Annotated in this window: 15 protein-coding genes; 8 read left to right on the top strand and 7 right to left on the bottom strand. The window is 67.1% G+C overall.

Annotation, left to right across the window (positions count from 1 at the left end):
* Nucleotides 1-103 precede the first annotated feature (103 nt).
* Complete coding sequence (gene scpB, locus KOR34_RS15165; protein ID WP_146565400.1) at nt 104-751, bottom strand: SMC-Scp complex subunit ScpB; 648 nt, start codon at nt 749-751, stop codon at nt 104-106.
* Between the two features lie 107 nt (nt 752-858).
* Here scpB and KOR34_RS15160 point away from each other — a divergent pair, with 107 nt between their 5' ends.
* A complete protein-coding gene (locus KOR34_RS15160) occupies nt 859-2307 on the top strand; it encodes an SLC13 family permease (protein ID WP_197531432.1) in 1449 nt (482 codons plus the stop codon).
* 85 nt (nt 2308-2392) lie between these two features.
* Nucleotides 2393-3808 carry a Si-specific NAD(P)(+) transhydrogenase gene (gene sthA, locus KOR34_RS15155; protein WP_146565398.1) on the top strand — a complete coding sequence of 472 codons (1416 nt, stop codon included), beginning with the start codon at nt 2393-2395 and terminating at the stop codon, nt 3806-3808.
* Nucleotides 3809-4327: 519 nt separating this feature from the next.
* On the opposite strand, the gene KOR34_RS15150 is transcribed toward sthA, so the two are convergent.
* Together KOR34_RS15150 and cimA are read right to left on the bottom strand one after the other, a co-directional pair.
* The gene (locus tag KOR34_RS15150) at nt 4328-7507 is read right to left on the bottom strand and encodes a valine--tRNA ligase (RefSeq protein ID WP_146565397.1); all 3180 of its coding nucleotides are present in this window, start codon (nt 7505-7507) and stop codon (nt 4328-4330) included.
* A 357-nt stretch (nt 7508-7864) separates the two neighbouring features.
* A complete protein-coding gene (cimA, locus tag KOR34_RS15145; protein WP_146565396.1) occupies nt 7865-9439 on the bottom strand; it encodes a citramalate synthase in 1575 nt (524 codons plus the stop codon).
* A gap of 434 nt (nt 9440-9873) precedes the next feature.
* Here cimA and KOR34_RS15140 point away from each other — a divergent pair, with 434 nt between their 5' ends.
* On the top strand, nt 9874-11460 hold the full coding sequence (locus KOR34_RS15140) for an SPFH domain-containing protein (RefSeq protein ID WP_146565395.1): 1587 nt from the start codon (nt 9874-9876) through the stop codon (nt 11458-11460).
* A gap of 87 nt (nt 11461-11547) precedes the next feature.
* On the opposite strand, the gene KOR34_RS15135 is transcribed toward KOR34_RS15140, so the two are convergent.
* Entirely contained in the window at nt 11548-12009 is a 462-nt protein-coding gene (locus tag KOR34_RS15135; RefSeq protein ID WP_146565394.1) for a hypothetical protein, read from the bottom strand.
* A gap of 225 nt (nt 12010-12234) precedes the next feature.
* Nucleotides 12235-12573 carry a tetratricopeptide repeat protein gene (locus tag KOR34_RS15130; RefSeq protein ID WP_146565393.1) on the bottom strand — a complete coding sequence of 113 codons (339 nt, stop codon included), beginning with the start codon at nt 12571-12573 and terminating at the stop codon, nt 12235-12237.
* 213 nt (nt 12574-12786) lie between these two features.
* Here KOR34_RS15130 and argB point away from each other — a divergent pair, with 213 nt between their 5' ends.
* From argB to argF, 4 genes are all read left to right on the top strand, one after another.
* Nucleotides 12787-13689 carry an acetylglutamate kinase gene (gene argB / locus KOR34_RS15125; RefSeq protein WP_146565392.1) on the top strand — a complete coding sequence of 301 codons (903 nt, stop codon included), beginning with the start codon at nt 12787-12789 and terminating at the stop codon, nt 13687-13689.
* A 64-nt stretch (nt 13690-13753) separates the two neighbouring features.
* Nucleotides 13754-14149 carry a GxxExxY protein gene (locus KOR34_RS15120; protein WP_146565391.1) on the top strand — a complete coding sequence of 132 codons (396 nt, stop codon included), beginning with the start codon at nt 13754-13756 and terminating at the stop codon, nt 14147-14149.
* Between the two features lie 70 nt (nt 14150-14219).
* Nucleotides 14220-15416, top strand: a complete 1197-nt coding sequence (locus KOR34_RS15115) for an aspartate aminotransferase family protein (RefSeq protein ID WP_228714621.1) — start codon at nt 14220-14222, stop codon at nt 15414-15416.
* 74 nt (nt 15417-15490) lie between these two features.
* A complete protein-coding gene (gene argF / locus KOR34_RS15110; protein ID WP_146565389.1) occupies nt 15491-16408 on the top strand; it encodes an ornithine carbamoyltransferase in 918 nt (305 codons plus the stop codon).
* A 19-nt stretch (nt 16409-16427) separates the two neighbouring features.
* Here the strand turns inward: argF and aroE are convergent, their stop codons facing one another.
* Together aroE and acs are read right to left on the bottom strand one after the other, a co-directional pair.
* Complete coding sequence (aroE, locus tag KOR34_RS15105; protein ID WP_146565388.1) at nt 16428-17279, bottom strand: shikimate dehydrogenase; 852 nt, start codon at nt 17277-17279, stop codon at nt 16428-16430.
* A gap of 16 nt (nt 17280-17295) precedes the next feature.
* On the bottom strand, nt 17296-19251 hold the full coding sequence (gene acs, locus KOR34_RS15100) for an acetate--CoA ligase (protein WP_146565387.1): 1956 nt from the start codon (nt 19249-19251) through the stop codon (nt 17296-17298).
* Between the two features lie 240 nt (nt 19252-19491).
* Here acs and KOR34_RS15095 point away from each other — a divergent pair, with 240 nt between their 5' ends.
* Nucleotides 19492-20538: an NAD(P)/FAD-dependent oxidoreductase gene (locus KOR34_RS15095; RefSeq protein WP_228714620.1), complete on the top strand. Its 1047-nt coding sequence runs from the start codon at nt 19492-19494 to the stop codon at nt 20536-20538.
* Nucleotides 20539-20565 lie beyond the last annotated feature (27 nt).

The following is a 20565-nucleotide window of genomic DNA, read 5'->3' as shown; positions in this document are numbered from 1 at the left end:
CCCCGCCACTGGCGCCAAACCCGCATCCGCCGGGTGCGAAGGGCGGAGGGCTCGGCCTAAGTTGTTTTGAGTGCTCGCGTTGCGGTGGATGGGTGGCTGGCGGCTAGTCGTCCAGCTCGGCGGCGCGGGGCAGCTGCTCCAGGCTGTCCAGCCGGAAGAACTGCAGGAACCTGTCGGTGGTGAAGTACCGACCCTGCCCGCCCGGTTCCCCGGCCAGCTCGCGTCGCAGCAGGCCCCGACGCACAAGTTGCGACAACAGCGGCCCGCTCGACACGCCCCGCAGTTTGTCCACCGCGGCGGCGGTGGTTGGCTGTCGGTACGCCACCACCGACAGCACCTCCAGCGCCTTGGGCGAGAGCCGGACCTCCTTCACCCGCCCGTAGAACTTGTCCCGCACACGCTGCAGGTCCTCGCGCAGTTGCAGGCGGAAGCCCTCCGCGCGGTCGGCGATCTCGTACGGCGCGGCGTCACGCTGGTACTCGTTGTTCAGCTCGGCGACCGCCGTGCGGACCTCCTCGGGCGTGACGTCGCGCATCTCGGACGCGAGTTCCTCGGCGGTGCGCGGCCGGCCGTTCTCCGCGCCGACAAACAGGATCGCCTCGATGATGCCCTTCGGGCTGACCGCGCTGGGCGGCGGCGCGGGCGCCTCGTCCGGCGCATCGGAGGCGCCGCCGAGCATCTGCGCGAACGCCGCGGTCAGACGCTGAAGCGACAGCGGCGACGGCGCTTCGGTTTGTGGGGTTGGGGACACGGAACTCCTCTATCTCGTGCGTCGGCGCCTACTTCCGAGCGGCTCGGATGTTAGGCGACTTTCCTCCTTAGCGGCAAGATCGTGTAGTGCTAGCATGGGCGATTATGATGCCACAAACACGACGCCAGGCCCGGCGGATCCTAGGGCTGTTCGAGACCTCGCACCTGTGGACTATCACCACTATGGCCGCCTGCGCTCTGGTTGCTTGGGCCGCGGCGGTGTGGCCCGAGCACGAGGGCCTCACCGACGGCGGCCGCTGGGCATTGTTCATCCTGGTGCTGTCGGCCGGGCTGTGGGTCACCGAGGCGATCCCGGCGGTCGCCGTGAGCCTGCTGGCCATCGGGCTGGAGATCGCCATCCTCGGCCGCCCGGGCGGGGTGTTCGCCACCGGCCCCAAGGACTGGGAGATGTTCATCGAGCCGTGGGGCAGCTCGCTGATCTGGTTGTTCTTTGGCGGCTTCTGCCTGGCCGCGGCGGCCGAGAAGACCGGGCTGGACCGCTGGCTCGCGCTTCGGGCGGTCGGGTTCTTCGGCGACAAGCCCGCCATGCTGCTGGTCGGCGTGATGAGCATCACGGCGGTGCTCTCGATGTTCATGTCCAACACCGCCACGGCCACGCTGATGGTCGCGGTCTTTGGACCTCTCATTGTGTCGCGTCCCGTGGACGACCGATTCGTCAAAGCCCTACTGCTGGCGATCGCGTTCGGCGCGAACGTCGGCGGCATGGGCACGGTGATCGGCACGCCGCCTAACGCAATCGCGGCGGGCGTGCTGAGCGAGGCGGTCGGCTCCGGCGCCATGCCGCCGGAGCACGGCGTCGACTTCGCCCAGTGGATGATCCTGGCCGTGCCGCCCGCCGCGTTGATCCTCGTGCTGTCTTGGGGGTACCTCACGGCGGCGTACCTCGGCGGGGCAGCGTTCAAGCCGGTTGAGAACCTGTCGTTCGGCGGGGGCAAGCCGCCCGTGGTGCCGCCGCTCCGCCAGGTGATCGTGGTCGGCACGTTCGTGGCGACCATCGGGATGTGGATCACCAGCCCGTGGCACGGCATCCCGACAACGGTCGTTTCGTTCATCCCAATCTGCGTGCTGACCTCCACGGGCGTGCTGCTGGGCGACGACCTGCGCACCCTGTCGTGGGACATCCTGCTGATGATCGCCGGCGGGCTCTCGCTGGGCGTCGCGATCGCCGAGACCGGGCTGGCCGACTGGCTGGTCGCCCAGCTGCCGCTGGAAGGATTGTCGCCGATGGCCATGGTGTTGGGGTTCGGGTTCCTGACCGTGGTCCTCTCGAACCTGATGAGCAACACGGCCACGGCCAACATCGTGCTGCCGCTGGCGCTGGCCGCCACCACCTCGATCGACGGCCGCCTGGTCGTGCCGATCGCGCTGTGCGCGTCGCTCGCCATGTGCCTGGCCATCAGCACCCCGCCCAACGCCATCGTGTACGGCGCCAAGCGGCTCACCGCCCGCGACCTGCTGCTGGCCGGCCTGCTGACGGGCTTGGTGGGGCCGCCGGTGGCCGCGTTCTGGTGCCAGTTTGCCCTGCGCTGGGTCTAGCGCCGACGCCCGATCACCCTTGTCGCTGGCCCCCGGGCTGGTACGCTGTCGGTTGCTCACGACCGCCTCCCCCCGAGCCCCCGCCATGAAGAAGTACGACTGCATCGTTATCGGCACCGGCCCCGCCGGCCAGAAGGCCGCGATCCAGGCCGCCAAGCTCGGCAAGAGCGTCGCGATCGTCGAGAAGAACGCCGTGCTGGGCGGAGCCCAGGTCAACACCGGCACCATCCCCAGCAAGGCCCTCCGCGAGGCCGTGCTGCACCTGACCGGCGCCAATCGCAAGGGGATGTTCGGCCAGTCGTACCGCATCAAGCAGGACATCGCGATGTCCGACCTCGCGAGCCTGTCCCAGCAGGTGATGCGCCGCGAGTGGGACATCATCCGCAGCCAGTTCGACCGCAACGGCGTCGACCTCATCTGGGGCAAGGCGAAGTTCACCGGCCCCAACCACGTCGAGGTCGACGGCCCCGAAGGGCTGCAGCAGTTCGAGGGCGAGAAGTTCCTGGTGGCGGTCGGCACCCGCCCGGCCAAGCCGCCCCACATCCCGTTCAACGGCCACTCGATCGTCACCTCCGACGAGCTGCTCAAGCTCGACCGCATCCCCAAGACCATGATCGTGGTGGGCGGCGGCGTGATCGGCAGCGAGTACGCCACGATCCTCGCCACCCTCGGCGTGCGGATCACGCTGGTCGAGGGCCGCAGCGACGTGCTCGGCTTCCTCGACCACGAGATCACCGGCGCCTGCCAGTACTTCATGCGGCAGAAGGGCATCACCCTGCGGCTCGGCGAGAAGGTCGAGAGCATCCAGGAGGTCGACTCCACGGTCTCCGGCAAGAAGCAGCGGCTCGTCGAGGCCCAACTCGAGAGCGGCAAGACCCTCCGCGCCGAGGCGCTGCTCTACTCCGTCGGCCGGCAGGGCGTGTGCGGCGCGCTCGGCCTGGATCAGGTCGGCGTCGAGTACGACGACCGCGAACGCCTGCACGTCAACGAGCACTACCAGACCAGCGCCGAGCACGTGTACGCCGCGGGCGACGTCATCGGCTTCCCCGCGCTGGCGTCCACCAGCATGGAGCAGGGCCGCCGCGCCATCTGCCACGCGTTCGGCGTGTGCGACGTGCGCAACTACAACACCGAGCTGTTCCCCTTCGGCATCTACGCGGTGCCGGAAATCTCCATGGTCGGCCGCACCGAGGAAGAGCTCACCCGCGACGGCATCCCCTACGAGGCCGGCATCGCCCAGTACCGCGAGATCGCCCGCTGCCAGCTGCTCGGCGACGACCAGGGCATGCTCAAGATGCTGATCCACCAGGACAGCCACAAGCTGCTCGGCGTGCACATCATCGGCACCGGCGCCACCGAGCTGGTCCACATCGGCCAGGCCGTGATGGCGCTAGACGGCACCGCCGAGTTCTTCGTCGACAACGTGTTCAACTTCCCCACGCTGGCCGAATGCTACAAGGTCGCGGCCTACAACGGGCTCAACAAGCTGGCGCACATCTAGTTGGTGGCTAGTGGTTGGTGGTTGGTGGTTGGGACGGAAGCGTCGCGGCGCTCGGCCCCCTCGCCCAGACTTTTGTCCCTTTTGGCGCTACGCAATCTTAGGGACAAAAGTCGGACCCCATCGCCGGCCCCGAACCTCGTTTCACTCTGGTATAGCAGTGTTTGCGAGTTTTCTCCTGCTGGGCGAGCGGCGACTTTTGTCCACGGGGTGTCGCCCATAGGGACAAAAGTAGCTCACTCGAAGGCAGCTTGTGATAGTGACCGCCCACTGCGGCTCTGTCGCAGCGCGGACCGCGGATCAGTACCCCATTCGACCGCGCAGGGTGGCCGGTTTCTACAACAAAGTAGCAGGAACAAGCTAATAGACGGTCGCCAATAGTAGCACGGTGGTCCTCCACCGTGAGAACTTGGTTGCACGCTGCCCACCGAACACGCTTACCGCTGATCCGCCCCGACGGTCATGCCGTCAGGGATACGGCGGGGACCGCCGTGCTACGAATTGGCGACCGCAACCCTGCGCCTAGCCGAGCTTCTTCAGCGCCTTCTCGACCACTTCGAGCTGCGCCTGCGCGTCGGCCAGCTTGGTGCGTTCCTGCTCGACCACCTCGGCCGGCGCGTTGCTCACGAACTTCTCGTTCTTGAGTTTCCCTTCCAGGCTCTTGGTGAACTTGGCCAGGTTGTCCCGCTCCTTCGTCAGCCGCGTCTTCTCGGCTTCGACATCGATGAACCGGCTCACGTCGACCAGCACCTCCATGCCGGCGGCGGTCTTGCTGGCGGGCATGTCGGGCTCGGCCGGGTCGGGGCCGATCGCGGTCAGTCGGGCGTTGGCCATCTTGGCGAAGTAGGGCTGCATCGGCTCGATCAACGCGGCCGAAGCCTCGTCGCAGCGGACCACGAACTCCAGCTCCTCCTTGAACGGCACGTTCTGCCCCTGCCGCACCTCGCGCACCGCGCCCAGCACCGCCTGGAACTTGGCGAACTGCTCCTCGATGGTCGCGTCGACGTCGGCCGTGTTCGCCTCGGGCCACGCCGCGATGCAGACCGACTCCTCCGCCGTGGCCGGCGTCGGCAGGCCCCGCTCGGGCGCCAACCGACCGAGCAGTTGCCAGACCTCTTCGGTCAGGAACGGCGTCATCGGGTGCAGCAGCCGCAGCAGCCGGTCGAGCGCGTGGGCCAGCACCCGCTGAGCCACCTGCTTGTCCGGGCCCTCTTTGGCGAAACGGGCCTTGGTCATCTCGACGTAGAAGCTGCAGAACTCGTTCCAGGCGAAGTCGTACAGCTCGCGGGCGGCGTCGGCGTAGCGGAACTCGTCCAGGGCTTCGGTAACCTTCTGGGTGACCGTGGCCAGGCGGCTGAGGAGCCAGCGGTCCTCGATCTTGAGCTCTCCGGGAGCTGAAGCTCCCGGCTCGTAGCCTTGGAGGTTGGTGAGCGCGAAGCGCGACGCGTTCCACAGCTTGTTGCAGAAGTTGCGGCCGAGCTCGAACTTCTCACTGGTCACAGCGCCGCGCTCGAGCGCCAGGTCCTCTTCCTTCTCGGCCCACTGCGTGCGGAACTCCCCGCCGCACTTGTCGCACTTCACCCGCGGCTGCACGCGGTTCTTCTTGGTCTGCTTGATCGTGGCGTCGCAGTGCGGGCAGACAAACTCCACCGGCATGCGGACGTCCTGCGTCTCGGTGGTGAGGTACGCGATGCCGAACCGCAGCGCGTCGGCGCCGAACTTGTCGATCACGTCCAGCGGGTCGACGCCGTTGCCCTTCGACTTGGACATCGTCTCGCCGAAGCCATCGAGGATCTTCGGGTGGATAAACACCTGGTGGAATGGGATCTCGCCGACGTTGTATAGGCCCGTCAACACCATCCGCGCCACCCACAGCGTGAGGATGTCCCGCGAGGTGATCAGCACGCTGGTCGGGTAGAACTTTTTGAGGAGGTCGGTCTCCTCGGGCCAGCCCATGGTGGAGTAAGGCCACAGGGCGCTGGAGAACCAGGTGTCGAGGACTTCCTCCTCTCTTGCGAAACCAAACTCATTTTCCAGCGCGCTAGTTAGTATGCGAGCGTTAGGGGACGTTGGATCATCCGATGCACATACTAAGACGCGATCTCCCTGGTAGTCCCAAGACATCTGAACGTCATTGTGATGTTTTGAAAGTAAGTCTAGGACTTGCTCAATGCCCTTCCATGGCAACCCGCGTTCTTCGTACCGTTCCTTTGTCACTGACCAGATTGGGATCCGGTGTCCCCACCACAATTGTCGACCAACCGGCCAATCTCTCTTCTCGGCGAGCCAGTCGACATACCCTTTGGCATAACGGGACGGACTGATTCGGAAGTGTAGCTTGTCCTCGGGTTCGCAATCTTGATCTAGCGCGTCAATCGCAGATTGTGCAAGGCTTCCCATCTCTACAAACCATTGATCGGCCAGGTACGGTTCGATCGGCGTCTTGCTGCGGTCGCTGTGGGCGAGGTCGATGACGCGGTCCTCGCGGTCGGTCTCCGGGTCGTGCAGGCCGAGCTCGGTGAGGTCCTCGACCACCGCCTTCCGCGCGTCCTTCATCGTCAGGCCGCGGTACTTCTGGGGCACGCTGTCGTTCAGCTTGCCTTCGGTGGTCATGATGTTGATCGCGCCGATCGACTGCCCCTCCCCAGAAATACTGCGCTGCCACACCTCGTAGTCGTTGGCGTCGTGCGCGGGGGTGATCTTCACGCAGCCAGAGCCGAGCTCGGGCTTGGCCCACTCGTCAGCGATCAGCGGAATCTGGCGACCGGTCAGCGGCAGCTTGAGCATCACGCCGCGGGCGGCCATGTCGCGGAGCTGCTCGAGCTGCGGCAGCTTCGACTCGCGCCGCTCGGCGAGGGCCTCAAGCTGAGCTTCGATCGGCGGCTTCTCCTTGGCGGGCGCCGCGGCCAGCTTCTCCTTCAACTCGGCCTCGACCTTGTCGAGCTGCATGGCCGGGTCCGGGTGCACAGCCACGGCGGTGTCGCCGAGCATGGTCTCCGGCCGCGTGGTGGCGATCGTGACGAACTCTGGTTCGCCCGGCTTCCGATCCTCAGGCTTCACCGGATACTTGAAGTGCCAGAAGTGGCCCTTGACCTCCTCGTGGAACACCTCGTCGTCGCTGACGGCGGTCTGCAGGAACGTGTCCCAGTTCACCAGCCGCTTGCCGCGGTAGATCTTGCGCCCATTAGGGTCTGAAAAAAGCCTTATAAATGTCTCTCTGACGGCCCGCCCTCGTTTCTTGTCGAGCGTGAAGCACTGCCGGGCCCAGTCGCAGCTGGCGCCGAGCTGCTTGAGCTGGCCGGTGATCCGCTTCTCGTACTGCTCCTTCCACTGCCAGATGCGGTCGATGAGCCCCTCGCGGCCCAGGTCGTGCCGGCTCTTGCCCTCCTCCTGCAGCAGCCGCCGCTCGACCACCGCCTGGGTGGCGATGCCGGCGTGGTCGGTGCCGGGCATCCACAGCACCTCGTAGCCCTGCATGCGGCGCATGCGGCAGAGGATGTCCTGCAGCGTGTTGTTGAGCGCGTGCCCCAGGTGCAGAGCGCCGGTCACGTTGGGCGGCGGGATCACCACCGAGAACGGCGGCTTGTCGCTGGCCGGGTCCGCGTGGAAGTACTGCTTGTCGTCCCAGTAGGCGTACCACTTGTCCTGGGCGGCCTGGTGATCGTACTGGGCGGGGAGGCTGGCGGGGTCGAAGGCTGGCATGGGACGCAGATTACGGGCGAGATGACGGGCTCAGGAAAACGGACAGGATACCAGGATTGCCCGGGCCTGGGCGAGGGCGCCGCCAAGCGGCCGGCTTTCACCACAGAGGGCACGGAGATCACATTGGTTCGCCGGGGCGCGACTGTCCGGCTGGCGGGGAAGGGACTAACCACAAAGGCACGAAGGCACGAAGGCACAAAGCAGCAGGCGTACTACTCTGTGAATCAGTGCCTTGTGACTTTGTGGTTGCGCGGGTGCCGGGGGCGTTTTCACCACGAAGGACACCAAGTGGGGCCGCGAAGAGCCTCGTCTTGGTGTCCTTTGTGCCCTTTGTGGTTCCATACCTAACGGCTTCGACTAGCCGCCAGCCGCCCGGCTTTCCTTGGCCAGCTTGTACTCGAAGCTGTCGACCAGGGCGTCCCAGCTGGCTTGGATGATGTTCTCGTTCACGCCCACGGTGCCCCAGGTTTCGCCGTCGGCGTCGCGGGACTCGATGATCACGCGGACACTGGCCGCGGTGGCGGCCTCGCTGTTGATCACGCGGACCTTGTAGTCGACCAGCTGCATCTGCTGGAGCGCCGGGAAGCGACCCTTTAGCGCCTTGCGGAGCGCGCCGTCCAGCGCGTTGATGGGGCCGTCGCCCTCGGCCACGCGGTGCTGTACCTCGTCGTCGACCAGCAGCTTGACGGTCGCCTCGGTGAGTGGCGAGCCGCCGCGGCTCTCGGTCGACGCGTGGTACTTCACCAGCTCGAAGTGCGGCGCGAACGTGCCGGCGATCCGCTGCACCAGCAGCGCGAACGACGCCTCGGCCGCCTCGAACTGGTAGCCCTGGTTCTCCAGCTCGACCACCTCCCGCAGGATGCGGTCCATCAGCTCCTTGTCCTCCTGCAGGTTGAGCTTGGTCGCCATTGCCAGGATGTTGGAGCGGCCCGACAGCTCGCTCACCAGCACCCGCCGCTCGTTGCCGACGCTCTCCGGCGGGATGTGCTCGTAGCTGTGCGCCACGCGGTTCACGGCGTGCACGTGCATGCCGCCCTTGTGGGCGAACGCGCTGGCGCCCACGAACGGCTGGCTGGTGCGGTAGCCCATGTTGGCGATCTCGTACACGTAGCGCGACAACTCGGTCAGGTGGTCCGTTTGGGCGCCCCCCAAGACTTCGTAGCCCTGCTTCTTGAGCGCCAGGTTGGCCATCACACTGATCAGGTCGGCGTTGCCGCACCGCTCGCCGAAGCCGTTGATGGTGCCCTGCACGTGCGTGGCGCCGGCGTCGACGCCGGCCAGGCTGTTGGCCACCGCCAGCTCGCAGTCGTTGTGCGTGTGGATGCCGACCGGCTTGTCGACCGCCCCGGCCACCAGATTCACATAGCGGGCGATCTCCTCGGGCATCGTGCCGCCGTTGGTGTCGCACATGACGATCCGCATCGCGCCGGCGTCGGCGGCGGCCTTGAGCGTCTTGAGGCCGTACTCCTCGTTGAGCTTCAGCCCGTCGAAGCAGTGCTCGGCGTCGTAGATCACCCGACGGCCCTCGCCCACGAAGTAGGCGATGGTCTCGGCGATCATGTCGATGTTCTCCTGCTCGCTGACCCGCAGCACCTCCTCGACGTGGAACGCGCTGGTCTTGCCGACGATGGTGATCACCGGCGCCTGGGAGTCCATCAGCGACTTCATGCCCGGGTCCTCGGCCGGCGTCATGCCGCGGCGGCGGGTCATGCCGAACGCGCACACCTGGCTGTTGGCGAGCGGCTCGGCCGCGATGCGCTGGAAGAACTCGGCGTCCTTGGGGTTGGAGAGCGGGTAGCCCCCCTCGATGAAGTCGACCCCCACCTCGTCCAGCCGCCGGGCGATGAGCACCTTGTCGTCCAGCGAGAAGTTCACGCCCTCGCCCTGGGCGCCGTCGCGGAGGGTGGTGTCGTAGATTTCGATGCGTTGCATAGCTATCGGCTGTTGGCTGTCGGCTGATGGCTGGCTTCGGTAAGGCCGACAGCCAATAGCCGACAGCCGAAAGCCAATAAAAAAACCCCAAGACCGTTTTCGGCCTTGGGGCTGTGGATTGTAACGTTATCCGCCAAACCGCCCTAAGGCCGCTGCTCCTGGGTAATCACAATAATCCCGACAATCGTCGGCTGTGGGGCGGCGGGGGGCACGGCTGTTCCGGTTCCAGAGGTTGGATGGCGTTTGTCAAAGGCTACCCCGCCCCGGCGGGGCTGTCAAACGACCGCGGCGGGGCAAGATCGGCGGCCGGGCGGCGAATAAGCCGGCCGGGAACCGCTCAGTGGGACGTACCCTTAGCAAGCGACCCACGCGGGGCCTTCCTGGTTCACCAGGGCGGCGGTCAGCACACCAACTAGCGAAAGGCGAGACTCGGCATGTCGGCAATCTTCCTCATCGGCGGTATCGCCCTGGCCATTATGCTGGTGGTGGGCGGCGTGAAGGCGCCCCGGGCCGACCTGCGGTTCGGCGCGTTCGGGCTGGCGCTGGTGGCCCTGGCCATTGGCTTCACGCTGGCGTCGTTCCGGTACGTGCCGGAGGACGCGGCCGGCATGGTGACCAAGCGGTTCGGCGTCGCGGCCCTACCGCCCGGCAAGATCATCGCCACCAACGGCGAGATGGGCCCCCAGGCCGAGGTGCTGCCGCCCGGCTGGCACCTGTGGTACTGGCCCGGCGTGTACGACATCGAAGAAGAGGGCCTGGTGCAGATCCCGGCCGGCAAGGTCGGCATCATCAACGCCCGTGACGGCCGCCCCCTGCCGCCCGACACCACCTACGCGCCCGAGTGGGCCGAGGAGGTCGAGGGCCGCATGACCGACGCCGAGTACTTCCTCACCACCGGCGATGGCTACAAGGGCCCGCAGACCACCGTGCTGCGGCCGGCCTCCTACCGAGTCAACACCAAGCTGTTTGAAGTTGTCCAGGCGGACATCACCACCATCGCCAAAGCGACCGTGGGCGTGGTGAAGTCCAACGTCGGCGACCGGCCGGCGCCGCCGACCGACGACGAGGGCAACCGGCAGACCGGCCGCCTGGCGCGGCTGGTGTCGAAGGGCCAGCGCGGCATCTGGCGCGAGCCGCTCAAGCCGGGGCAGTACTACCTGAACACCGACGCGTTCGAGGTCACGGAGATCTCCACCCGCAAGCAGGTGGTCCGGTACACCGACGCCACCGTGGCCGGCTCGGGGATCCACGAGGAGAGCGAGATCATCGTCCGCACGTCGGACGGCTTCACCTTCCCCGTGGACGTGAGGGTGGAGTACGAGATTGAGCCCGACAGCGCGCCGCTCCTGGTCGCCACCGTCGGCGACGACAAAGACGGGCTGCGGAGCGTGATGAACTCGGCCGTGCGGGCCATTTTCCGCAACAACGCCGAGGGGGTGAAGGCGCTGGACTACGTGCAGCAGCGCTCTCAGCAGGAGAGCCAGTCGCTGAAGATGCTGCAGGACGAGATGACCAAGATTGGCGCCACGGTCACCGCGGTGCGGATCGGCGACGTGGGCGACGAGAAGACCCTCGGCCCGCTCCTCGAGACCCAGACCAAACGCGAGATCGCGATCCAGGAGCAGGAGACCATCCAGGAGCAGCAGCGCGCCGCCGAGCAGCAGAAGGAGCTGACCCGCACCGAGCAGGAGGCCGAGGAAGAGAAACGCCTGGCGACCGCCAAGTACGGCGTGCAGATCTCCGAGCAGGAGAAGGAGCGGAAGATCATCGAGGCCGGCGCCGACGCCGAGGCGGTGCGCATCAAGGCCGAGGCCCAGGCCAACGCCTACCAGCTGATTGCCGAGCAGATCGGCAAGGGCAACGCGGCCCTGGTCGAGGTGCTGAAGGTGGTCGGCGAGAACAACATCACCGTGACGCCGCGGGTGATGGTGGTCGGCGGTGAGGGCGGCGCCCAGTCCGCCGAGACCACCGCCCTGATCGGCACCATGCTCGACTCGATGGTCGGCAAGCAGGCCGAGTAAGTGAACGAGGCGCCGCGGCGCCGCGCATAAAAAAGCCCCGGAGGCGGTCCCCCGGGGCTTTCTGTTTCCAAGCCGTAGTGCCGCCGCTCAGCGGTACGTGATGATCACGCCGCCGTGGACGCGGAAGGCGATGGTCGCCTCGAAGCCGCAGGGCCAGCGGTAGGTGACGTAGCCGCGGCCCAGCAGGCCGGAGCGGGAGTCGCAGCAGACCGGCTCGCCGGTGCAGCAGCTCGGCACGCACACCGGCACCGCGAAGTGCTTGCAGTAGCAGTCGGCCGGGTTGTCGACGCACAGCACCTGCTTGATCGGCGCGCCGTAGCAGCGGTACTTCTTCTTGGCCGACAGGGTCGCCACCTCGCGGACCACCCCGATCGGGCAGCACTCGATGGCGGGCGCGGCCGGCTCGGCGTATTCGACGATGCTCGGCGCCTCGGCCGTGGGGGCGGCGGGCAGCGCCTGCTCCTCGGCGGGCGTGGGCTGAGCGTGGGTGCTCGCCGCGACGCCCATCAGTCCGACAGCGGCGAGGGTCAGCATGCGAGTTCGGATCATCATTTTGCTTCCCATCCTCTCGTAGAAACACACACGGAATCCAGGGCCGCCAACGCGCGGGCCCTCGTTCAATCCTAGCTAACCACGTCGCGGCTTCCGCGGCTGCGGGCGGCTGGCTGAGAATGCCTGACGTCCATTATCGTCAAAACCGGCGCCATTACTACAGGCCGCAAGAGGACCCACGGGGCCGGTTTTACGGGCAGGGCACCCGCTGGCGCACTGCGATCAGTGGCCCATCTGCAGCTGGCGGCTGCGTTCCATGGCCTCTTCCGCCAGCGGGATGTAGCTCATCTCGTCGGTGCCGGCGTAGGCCCGCTGGTAGGTGACCGACAGGGCGGTGAAGCTGAAGGGGTCGCTCGGCTCCAGCTCGCAGACCTTCTTGGCGTGCTCGATCGCCTCGGCGTGCTTGCCGGACCGCTGCAGCACGACCGCCAGGGCGGAGTGCGCCAGGGCGTAATCGGCGTCGTCGGCCAGGATCTCCTGCAGCTTGGCCGCCGCGCCGTCCAGGTCCCCGGCGTCCTTGAGCTTGTCGGCTTCGTTGTACAGTTCGGTCTTGGTCGGCATAGCAGGGCAGGGCGGTTGATAGAGGTTCCGCGGCCCGGCGGGGCCGCTCTGGCGGTAGTATATCGCCGCCCGCCGGCCCGCGACACCGGCGGCCGCGGCGCCCGCCGGCGTGGGCGCCGCTGCTAGACCTGGGTCCCCGGGGGCCTTATATTGCGGGATTCTCCCGATCCCAGGCGCCACGACCCCCTCGCAGACTTTCCGCCCGAGCGACCCATGCAAGCAGCGATCGAAAAGGCCGACACCCTGATCGAGGCGATGGGCTGGATCCGCGAGTTCCGCGACAAGGTCACCGTGATCAAGCTCGGCGGCAGCGTCATGGAGGACGAGGACGCGCTGCGGCACCTGCTGGTGGACATCGTGTTCATGGAAACGGTCGGCATGCGGCCGATCGTCGTGCACGGCGGCGGCGCCGCGATCAGCCGCGCCATGGCCGAGGCGGGCATCGAGCCCAACTTTGTGCAGGGCCGCCGCTACACGGACGACGCCACGCTGGCCATCGTCGAGAAGGTGTTGGCGGGCCAGATCAACGAGTCGATCGCCGAGCAGATCGAGGCCTTCGGCGGCCGCGCGATGCCGCTCAACTTTGTCGGCGAGTCGGACAACAACGTGCTGTTCGGCGAGCGGATCACGCTCGACGGCGAGGACGGGCAGCCGGTCGACCTGGGCCACGTCGGCCAGGTGACCCGCGTCGACCGCGACATCATCGACAACCTGTGCTACGCCGGCCAGGTGCCGGTGATCCCATCGATGTGCGTCGACGAAGCCGGGAACAAGTACAACGTCAACGCCGACACGGCCGCCATGGCGGTCGCCCAGGCGGTGGGCGCCGAGAAGCTGGTCTTCCTGAGCGACGTGAACGGCGTCCGCCAGGACAAGGACGACCCCGACTCGCTGATCCACACGCTCAACGCCCAGAAGGCCCGCGAGCTGATCTCCAGCGGCGTGATCGCCAGCGGCATGATCCCCAAGGTCGAGGCCTGCCTGGCCACCCTGGAGAAGGGCGTCCGCAAGATCCACATCATCGACGGCCGCCTGCGGCACTCGCTGCTGCTGGAGGTCTACACGAACACGGGCGTGGGGACCGAAATAATCGGCGAACCGGCGGCGGCAGTTTAGGGTCTCACGCAGAGTCGCGGAGACGCAGAGGACAGCTAGCGGCTCGAGATCCAGGGTTTGAGCGGTGCATGCTGATCGACTCAATGGAATTAGCGGAGAAATCGTTGACGCGGCGCTAGTAGTACATCGTGAGGTCGGGCCGGGGCTGCTTGAGTCGGTGTACGAGGTAGTTCTTGCCCATGAACTCAAGCAGCGCGGACTCGAAGTGCGGCGGCAGGTTCCCGTTCCCATCGAGTTTCGCGGGATCAGGTTTGACGAGGGATATCGGCTCGATCTGATCGTTGAAGACTCCGTGATTGTCGAGATCAAGTCCACCGAAGCGATCACCGGGGTCCATAAGAAGCAGCTCCTCACCTACTTGAAGCTCATGAAGAAGCCTCTCGGTTTGCTCCTGAACTTCAATACGGAATTGATGAAAGACGGCATTTCAAGAATTGCGAACAACTTACCTGAGAACTAACCCCCAGTTTCCTCTGCGCCTTTGCGTCTCTGCGTGAGGCAATCCGACAATGACCGCTACTACCCAATCGATGTCCGAGCAAACCGCCGCCCTCTTCGACGAGGCGGTCATCCCCAACTACGGCCGGTACCCGGTCTGTTTGGAGCGTGGCGAGGGGAGCCGCGTGTGGGACGATCAGGGCCGCGCCTACCTGGACTTGTTCCCCGGTTGGGGGTGCAACCTCCTGGGGCACTGCCCGCCGAAGGTCGTGAAGGCGGTTCAGGACCAGGTCGCCAAGCTGATCCACGTGCCCAACACCTGGTACACCGAGGCCCAGGGCCGCTGGGCGAAGATGCTCAGCGAGCGGAGCTTCGGCGGCAAGGCGTTCTTCTGTAACTCCGGCGCCGAGGCCAACGAGGCGGCCATCAAGCTGATCCGCCTGCACACGCCGGCCGAGCGGTACAAGATCATCACCTTCCAGGGCGGCTTCCACGGCCGCACCATCGGCGCCGTCACGGCGACCGCGCAGCCCAAGTACCACGAGGGCCTGGGCCCGCTGATGGCCGGCTTCACCTACGCCCCGTTCGGCGACCTCGACGCCGTCCGCGAACTGGTCGACGACGAGACCGCCGGCATCTTGATCGAGCCGATCCAGGGCGAGGGCGGCGTGCGGATCCCGCCCGAGGGCTTCCTGCAGGGCCTGCGGGAGATCGCCGACGAGAACGGCCTGGTGCTGGCGTTCGACGAGGTGCAGGCCGGCTGCGGCCGCACCGGCGAGTGGTTCGCCTACCAGCACGCGTCACTGGGGGACGGGGGCGTTACGCCGGACGTGATCACGTTGGCCAAGAGCCTGTGCGGCGGGGTCGCCGGCGGCGCCCTGCTGACCACGGCCGAGATCGCCCCCAGCCTGCGGCCCGGCATGCACGCGTCGACGTTCGGCGGCAACCCCATCGCTGCGGCGGCCGGCATCGCCACGATCGAGACCATCGAGGAAGAAAACCTGCTGGGCCGCGCCAGTCAGATCAGCGACGCCTTCGCCGCCCGCCTGCAGCCGCTGGTCGACAAGCTGCCGTACGTCGAGGAGCTGCGGGCGTGCGGCCTGATGATCGGCCTGGAGCTGTCGGTCGACGGGTCCCAGGTCGTGCAGCAGTGCATGGAACGCGGCCTGCTCATCAACTGCACCCAGGGCACGGTCATCCGGCTGCTGCCGGCCATGACCCTCACCGACGCCGAGGTCCAGGAAGGGTGCGACATCCTTGTCAACGTGATCGAGAATCTTGAGCTGTGACGCTTCGCCTGCCCCACCCCTCCCGGGTGGGCTGATTTGGCCGACAGCCGAGAACCAGTAGCCGAGAGCCCAACATGCGACACCTGGTTGCCCTGAGTGATCTGTCGAGCAGCGAGATCGAGGCGATCCTCGCCATCGCCGCGGACCTGAAGTCGAAGTTCGTCAGGGGGGTCCGCGAGCCGCTGTTCCCCGGCCGGATGATGGCGCTGCTGTTCGAGAAGCAGTCGCTGCGGACCCGCGTCAGCTTCGAGTCCTGCATGACCCACCTGGGCGGCGGCAGCATGATGCTGGGGGCCGACGCCGGGTTCGGCAAACGCGAGAGCATCGAAGACTTCACCCGCGTGCTCAGCGCCATGGTCGACGTGATCGTTGTGCGGGCGAAGAGCCACAGCACGGTGGAGGACGTCGCCGCGCACTCGACCTGCCCGGTGGTGAACGGCCTGACCGACCTCGACCACCCCTGCCAGGCGCTGGCCGACCTGCTGACCGTCCGCGAGCGGTTCGGCGGACTCAAGGGCAAGAAGATCACCTGGGTGGGCGACGGCAACAACGTGGCGCGGAGCCTGGCGGTGGGCTGCGCGAAGACCGGCGCCGAGTTCGCCATCGCGACCCCCACGGGCTACGAGCTCGCCAGGGAGTTCGTCGACCAGCTGCGGGCCGACTGCCCCGACGCCGCAATCACCGAGACGACCGACCCCCGCGAGGCCGTCGACGGGTGCGCCGCCATCTACACCGACGTGTGGGCCAGCATGGGGCAGGAGGCCGAGGAGGAGCAGCGCAAACGCGACTTCGCCGACTACCAGGTGAACGCGAAGCTGATGGGCGCGGCGCCGTCCGACGCGATCTTCCTGCACTGCCTGCCCGCCAAGCGGGGGCAGGAGGTCACCGACGAGGTGATGGACTCGCCGCAGAGCCTGGTGGTCGAGCAGGCCGCCAACCGGCTGCACGCGCAGAAGGGCGTGTTGGCTTGGCTGCTAGGCGAGCCGGCTTAGGGCCCGCGGCGGTGCGGCGTCAGCCAAAGATCGCCTCGAGCTCCCGCCGCATCACGCCGGGGTCGGCCTCGACGCCCGACCAGAGTTGGATCCCCACTACGCCCTGCTCGACGAGCATCCCCAGCCCGTCGATCACGCGGCAGCCCCGCTGCTCGGCGGTGTTGATCAGGTGCGTGCGCGGCGGGTTGATGATGACGTCGGCCACCACCATCGAGGGGGTCAGCGTATCGAAGTCGATCGCCAGCCGGGCGTCGACATCCGGGAACAGGCCGATCGACGTGGAGTTGACGACGATGTCCGTCTCCGGCGGCAGGCGGTAGTCGCCCTGCCACTCGGTTGCGACCGCGTCCGCCGCGGTGTTCTCGCGGATGGTCTTGGCGATCACTTCCGCCTTGGCGACCGTGCGGTTGACGATCGTCACCCGCGCCGCTCCCGCCAGCGCGAGCTCCACGCAGATTGCGCGGGCGGCGCCGCCCGCTCCGAACACCACCACCCGCTTGCCGGCCGGGCTCTCGATCCGGCCCAGCGAGCTGAGGAAGCCCTTGCCGTCGGTGTTCTCGCCGATCAGCCGGTCGCCGTCACGCACCACGCAGTTGACCGCCTGGATGACCGATGCGGACTCGGCCAGCCCGTCCAGGTGTTCGATCACCGCGACCTTGTGGGGGATCGTGCAGTTGAACCCGCGGAAGCCCATCGCCCGGGCGCCGCGGACCGCGTCCGCCAGGCCGGCGGCGCCGACCTCGATGGTCAGGTAACGCCAGTCGAGGCCGTGATGCCGGTAGGCGGCTTCGACCATCGCCTGGCTCGGGTTCTCGGCGATCGGCTGGCCGAAGCAGCCGGTCAGCTCCTGCTTGAAGTTGAGTTCCTGCATGGGGCGTGCGGGTTCTTTAGTCCTCGTCGTCACGCAGGCTGGCGATCACGCTGTAGTCCTCCAGCGTGGTGGTGTCGCCGACGGTCTCTTTGCCGGCGGCGATGTCCTTCAGCAGCCGGCGCATGATCTTGCCGCTGCGGGTCTTCGGTAGCGCGTTGGTGAAGCGGATGTCGTCCGGCTGGGCGAGGGCGCCGATCTCCTTGCGGACGTGCTGCTTGAGCGCTTCGCGGAGCTCGTCGCTCGGCAGGGCCTTCTTAAGCGTGACAAACACGGCCACGGCCTCGCCCTTGAGTTCGTGCGGCCGCCCGACCGCCGCCGCCTCGGCCACCTCGGGGTGCGAGACCAGCGCGCTCTCGATCTCGATGGTCGACAGCCGGTGACCCGAGACGTTCAGCACGTCGTCGATACGGCCCATGATCCAGTAGTAGCCATCGGCGTCGCGGCGGGCGTTGTCGCCGGCCAGGTACAGTCCGGGCGTCTTGGACCAGTAGACCTCCTTGTAGCGTTCGTCGTCGCCCCAGATGCCCCGGAGCATGCCGGGCCAGGGGTGCGAGATGGTGAGCCACCCGCCCTGGTCGACCCCGACCTCGGCGCCGTTCTCGTCGACGATCTTGGGCAGCACGCCTGGCAGCGGCACGCAGCAGCTGCCCGGCTTCGTGGCGATGGCGCCCGGCAGGGGCGACATCATGATGCCGCCCGTTTCGGTCTGCCACCACGTGTCGACGATCGGGCACTCCTCATTGCCGATTGTCTCGTGGTACCACATCCACGCCTGCGGGTTGATGCCCTCGCCGACGGTGCCCAGCAGCCGCAGCGAGCTGAGGTCGTGCTTCTCGACGTGCTCGTTGCCCCACTTGATGATGGCCCGGATGGCGGTCGGGGCGGTGTAGAACAGCGTCACCTTGTGGCGCTCGACCATGTCCCAGAAGCGGTCCTCGGCCGGGTGGTTGGGCGCGCCCTCGTACATCAGGCAGGTCGCGCCCGCGGAGAACGGCCCGTAGACCACGTAGCTGTGCCCGGTGATCCAGCCGCAGTCGGCCGTGCACCAGTAGACGTCCCCCTCGCGGTGGTCGAACACCCACTCGAACGTCTTCTTGGCGAACAGGTTGTAGCCGGCGGTGGTGTGCTTGATGCCCTTCGGCTTGCCGGTCGAGCCGCTGGTGTAGAGGATGAACAGCGGCGCCTCGCTGTCCATCGGCTCGGCCGGGCACTCGGGCGAGGCCGCCTTGACCAGCTCGTGCCACCAGTGGTCGCGGCCGTGGGTCCACTCGACCGCCTCGTTGACGCGGTCCAGCACGATGCAGTGCTCGACCGTGGGGCTCTTCTCCAGGGCCTTGTCGACGGTGTGCTTCAGGGGCAACGCCTTGCCGCGTCGCCAGGCGGCGTCGGCCGTGATCACGGCCTTGGCGCCGGCGTCGTTGTTGCGTTCGGCGATCGCCTCGGAGCTGAACCCGGCGAAGATCACCGAGTGCACGGCGCCGATGCGGGCGCACGCCAGCATGGCGATCGCCAGCTCCGGGGTCATCGGCATGTAGATCGAGACCCGGTCCCCCTTCTCGATCCCGAGCGACTTCATCGCGTTGGCGAACCGGCAGACCTGCTCCAGCAGCTCGGCGTAGGTCAGCGTCCGCTGGTCGCCCGGCTCGCCCTCCCAGATGATCGCGGCGCGGTCGCCGCGGCCCTCCGCGACGTGCTTGTCGACACAGTTGTAGCAGGCGTTGGTCTTGCCGCCGACAAACCACTCGGCGAACGGCTCGTTCCACTCCAGCGCGGTGTGGAACGGCTCGAACCAGTGCAGCTCCTCCTTGGCCAGGTCGGCCCAGAACTTGGTCGGGTCGGCGGCCGCCCGCTCCCACAGCTGATCGTACGCCTCGCGGGAGGGGATCCGCGACTGCTTGCTGAACTCTGCCGGCGGCGGGAAGAGCCGCGACTCATGCATCACATTGTCGATCTGACCGTGGGGGTCTGCCATCGAGGGCTCCGCGTAGAAAAAGAGAGCGTGACTAGAGATTGGCGATTGTGGCGGAGCAAAATGCGCGTGTCAAACGAGCGTGAACGGCGGTTGCGCACGTTTTTCACGCTCCGGCAACGCGCCGCGTGGATTCCCTTGGGAGCCCGCTGCGGCGAGTTTACGGTCCCGCCGGGCGGCGCTATAATCACGAAAATCGATTGCCCCCGCCGACCCCCTCCCCCCACACGGAAGCCCCCACCTGTGCCTGAACACGTCGTTATTGTTGGAAGCGGACCCGCCGGCTGGACCGCGGCCATCTACGCCGCCCGCGCCAACCTGAGCCCGGTGGTCTTCGAGGGGGCCGTGACCGAGGAGAACCGCCTGAGCGGCACCATGCCGCTGGGCCAGCTGGCCCTGACCACCGAGGTGGAGAACTTCCCGGGCTTCCCTGCGGGTGACCTCAGCGCGTACTTCAAGACGTCGCTGTCCGAGGAGCACCACTACCTGGCCGACATGCACAAGAAGGAGGGCGTGTCGGGCCCCGAGCTGATGCACCTGATGCGTCAGCAGGCGACCAACTTCGGCACGAAGGTCATCACGGACGACATCGTCGACGTCGACTTCAGCGGGCGCCCGTTCAAGCTCACCAGCAGCCAGGGCGAAACCGTCGAGGCCCACAGCGTGATCATCGCCACCGGCGCCCGGGCCAACTACCTCGGCCTGGACTCAGAAGAGATGTACAAGAACCGCGGCGTCAGCGCCTGTGCGGTCTGCGACGGGGCGCTGCCGCGTTTCCGCAACAAGCCGCTGGTGGTGGTGGGCGGCGGCGACTCGGCGGTCGAGGAGGCCGACTACCTGTCCAAGTACGCCAGCACCGTGCACCTGGTCCACCGCCGCGACACGCTCCGCGCCTCGAAGATCATGGCCGAGCGGGCGGAGAAAAACCCCAAGATCCAGATCGAGTGGAACAGCGAGGTCGGCGAGGTGCTGGGCACCGACGGCGACGGCGTGACCGGCGTGACCCTCAAGAGCACGGTCGACGACTCGACCCGCCAGCTGGACGCCGGCGGCATGTTTGTCGCGATCGGCCACACGCCCAACACGCGGTTTCTCGAGGGCAAGGTCGAGATGAACGACAAGAAGTACCTCAGGTGGACCGTGCCGTTCCGCACCAACACGAGCGTCGAGGGCGTGTTCGCCGCCGGCGACGTCGCGGACGACTACTACCGCCAGGCGATCACCGCGGCGGGCACCGGCTGCATGGCGGCGCTCGACGCCGAACGCTGGCTGGCCGCCCAGGGTCTGTAAGCAAGTAACCAGCAGCGTCCCCTGCCC

It is taken from the genome of Posidoniimonas corsicana, from assembly GCF_007859765.1.
GTDB lineage: Bacteria > Planctomycetota > Planctomycetia > Pirellulales > Lacipirellulaceae > Posidoniimonas > Posidoniimonas corsicana.
The sequence above is the reverse complement of the archived record's forward strand: the minus strand, read 5'-3'. Positions and strand labels throughout refer to the sequence as shown.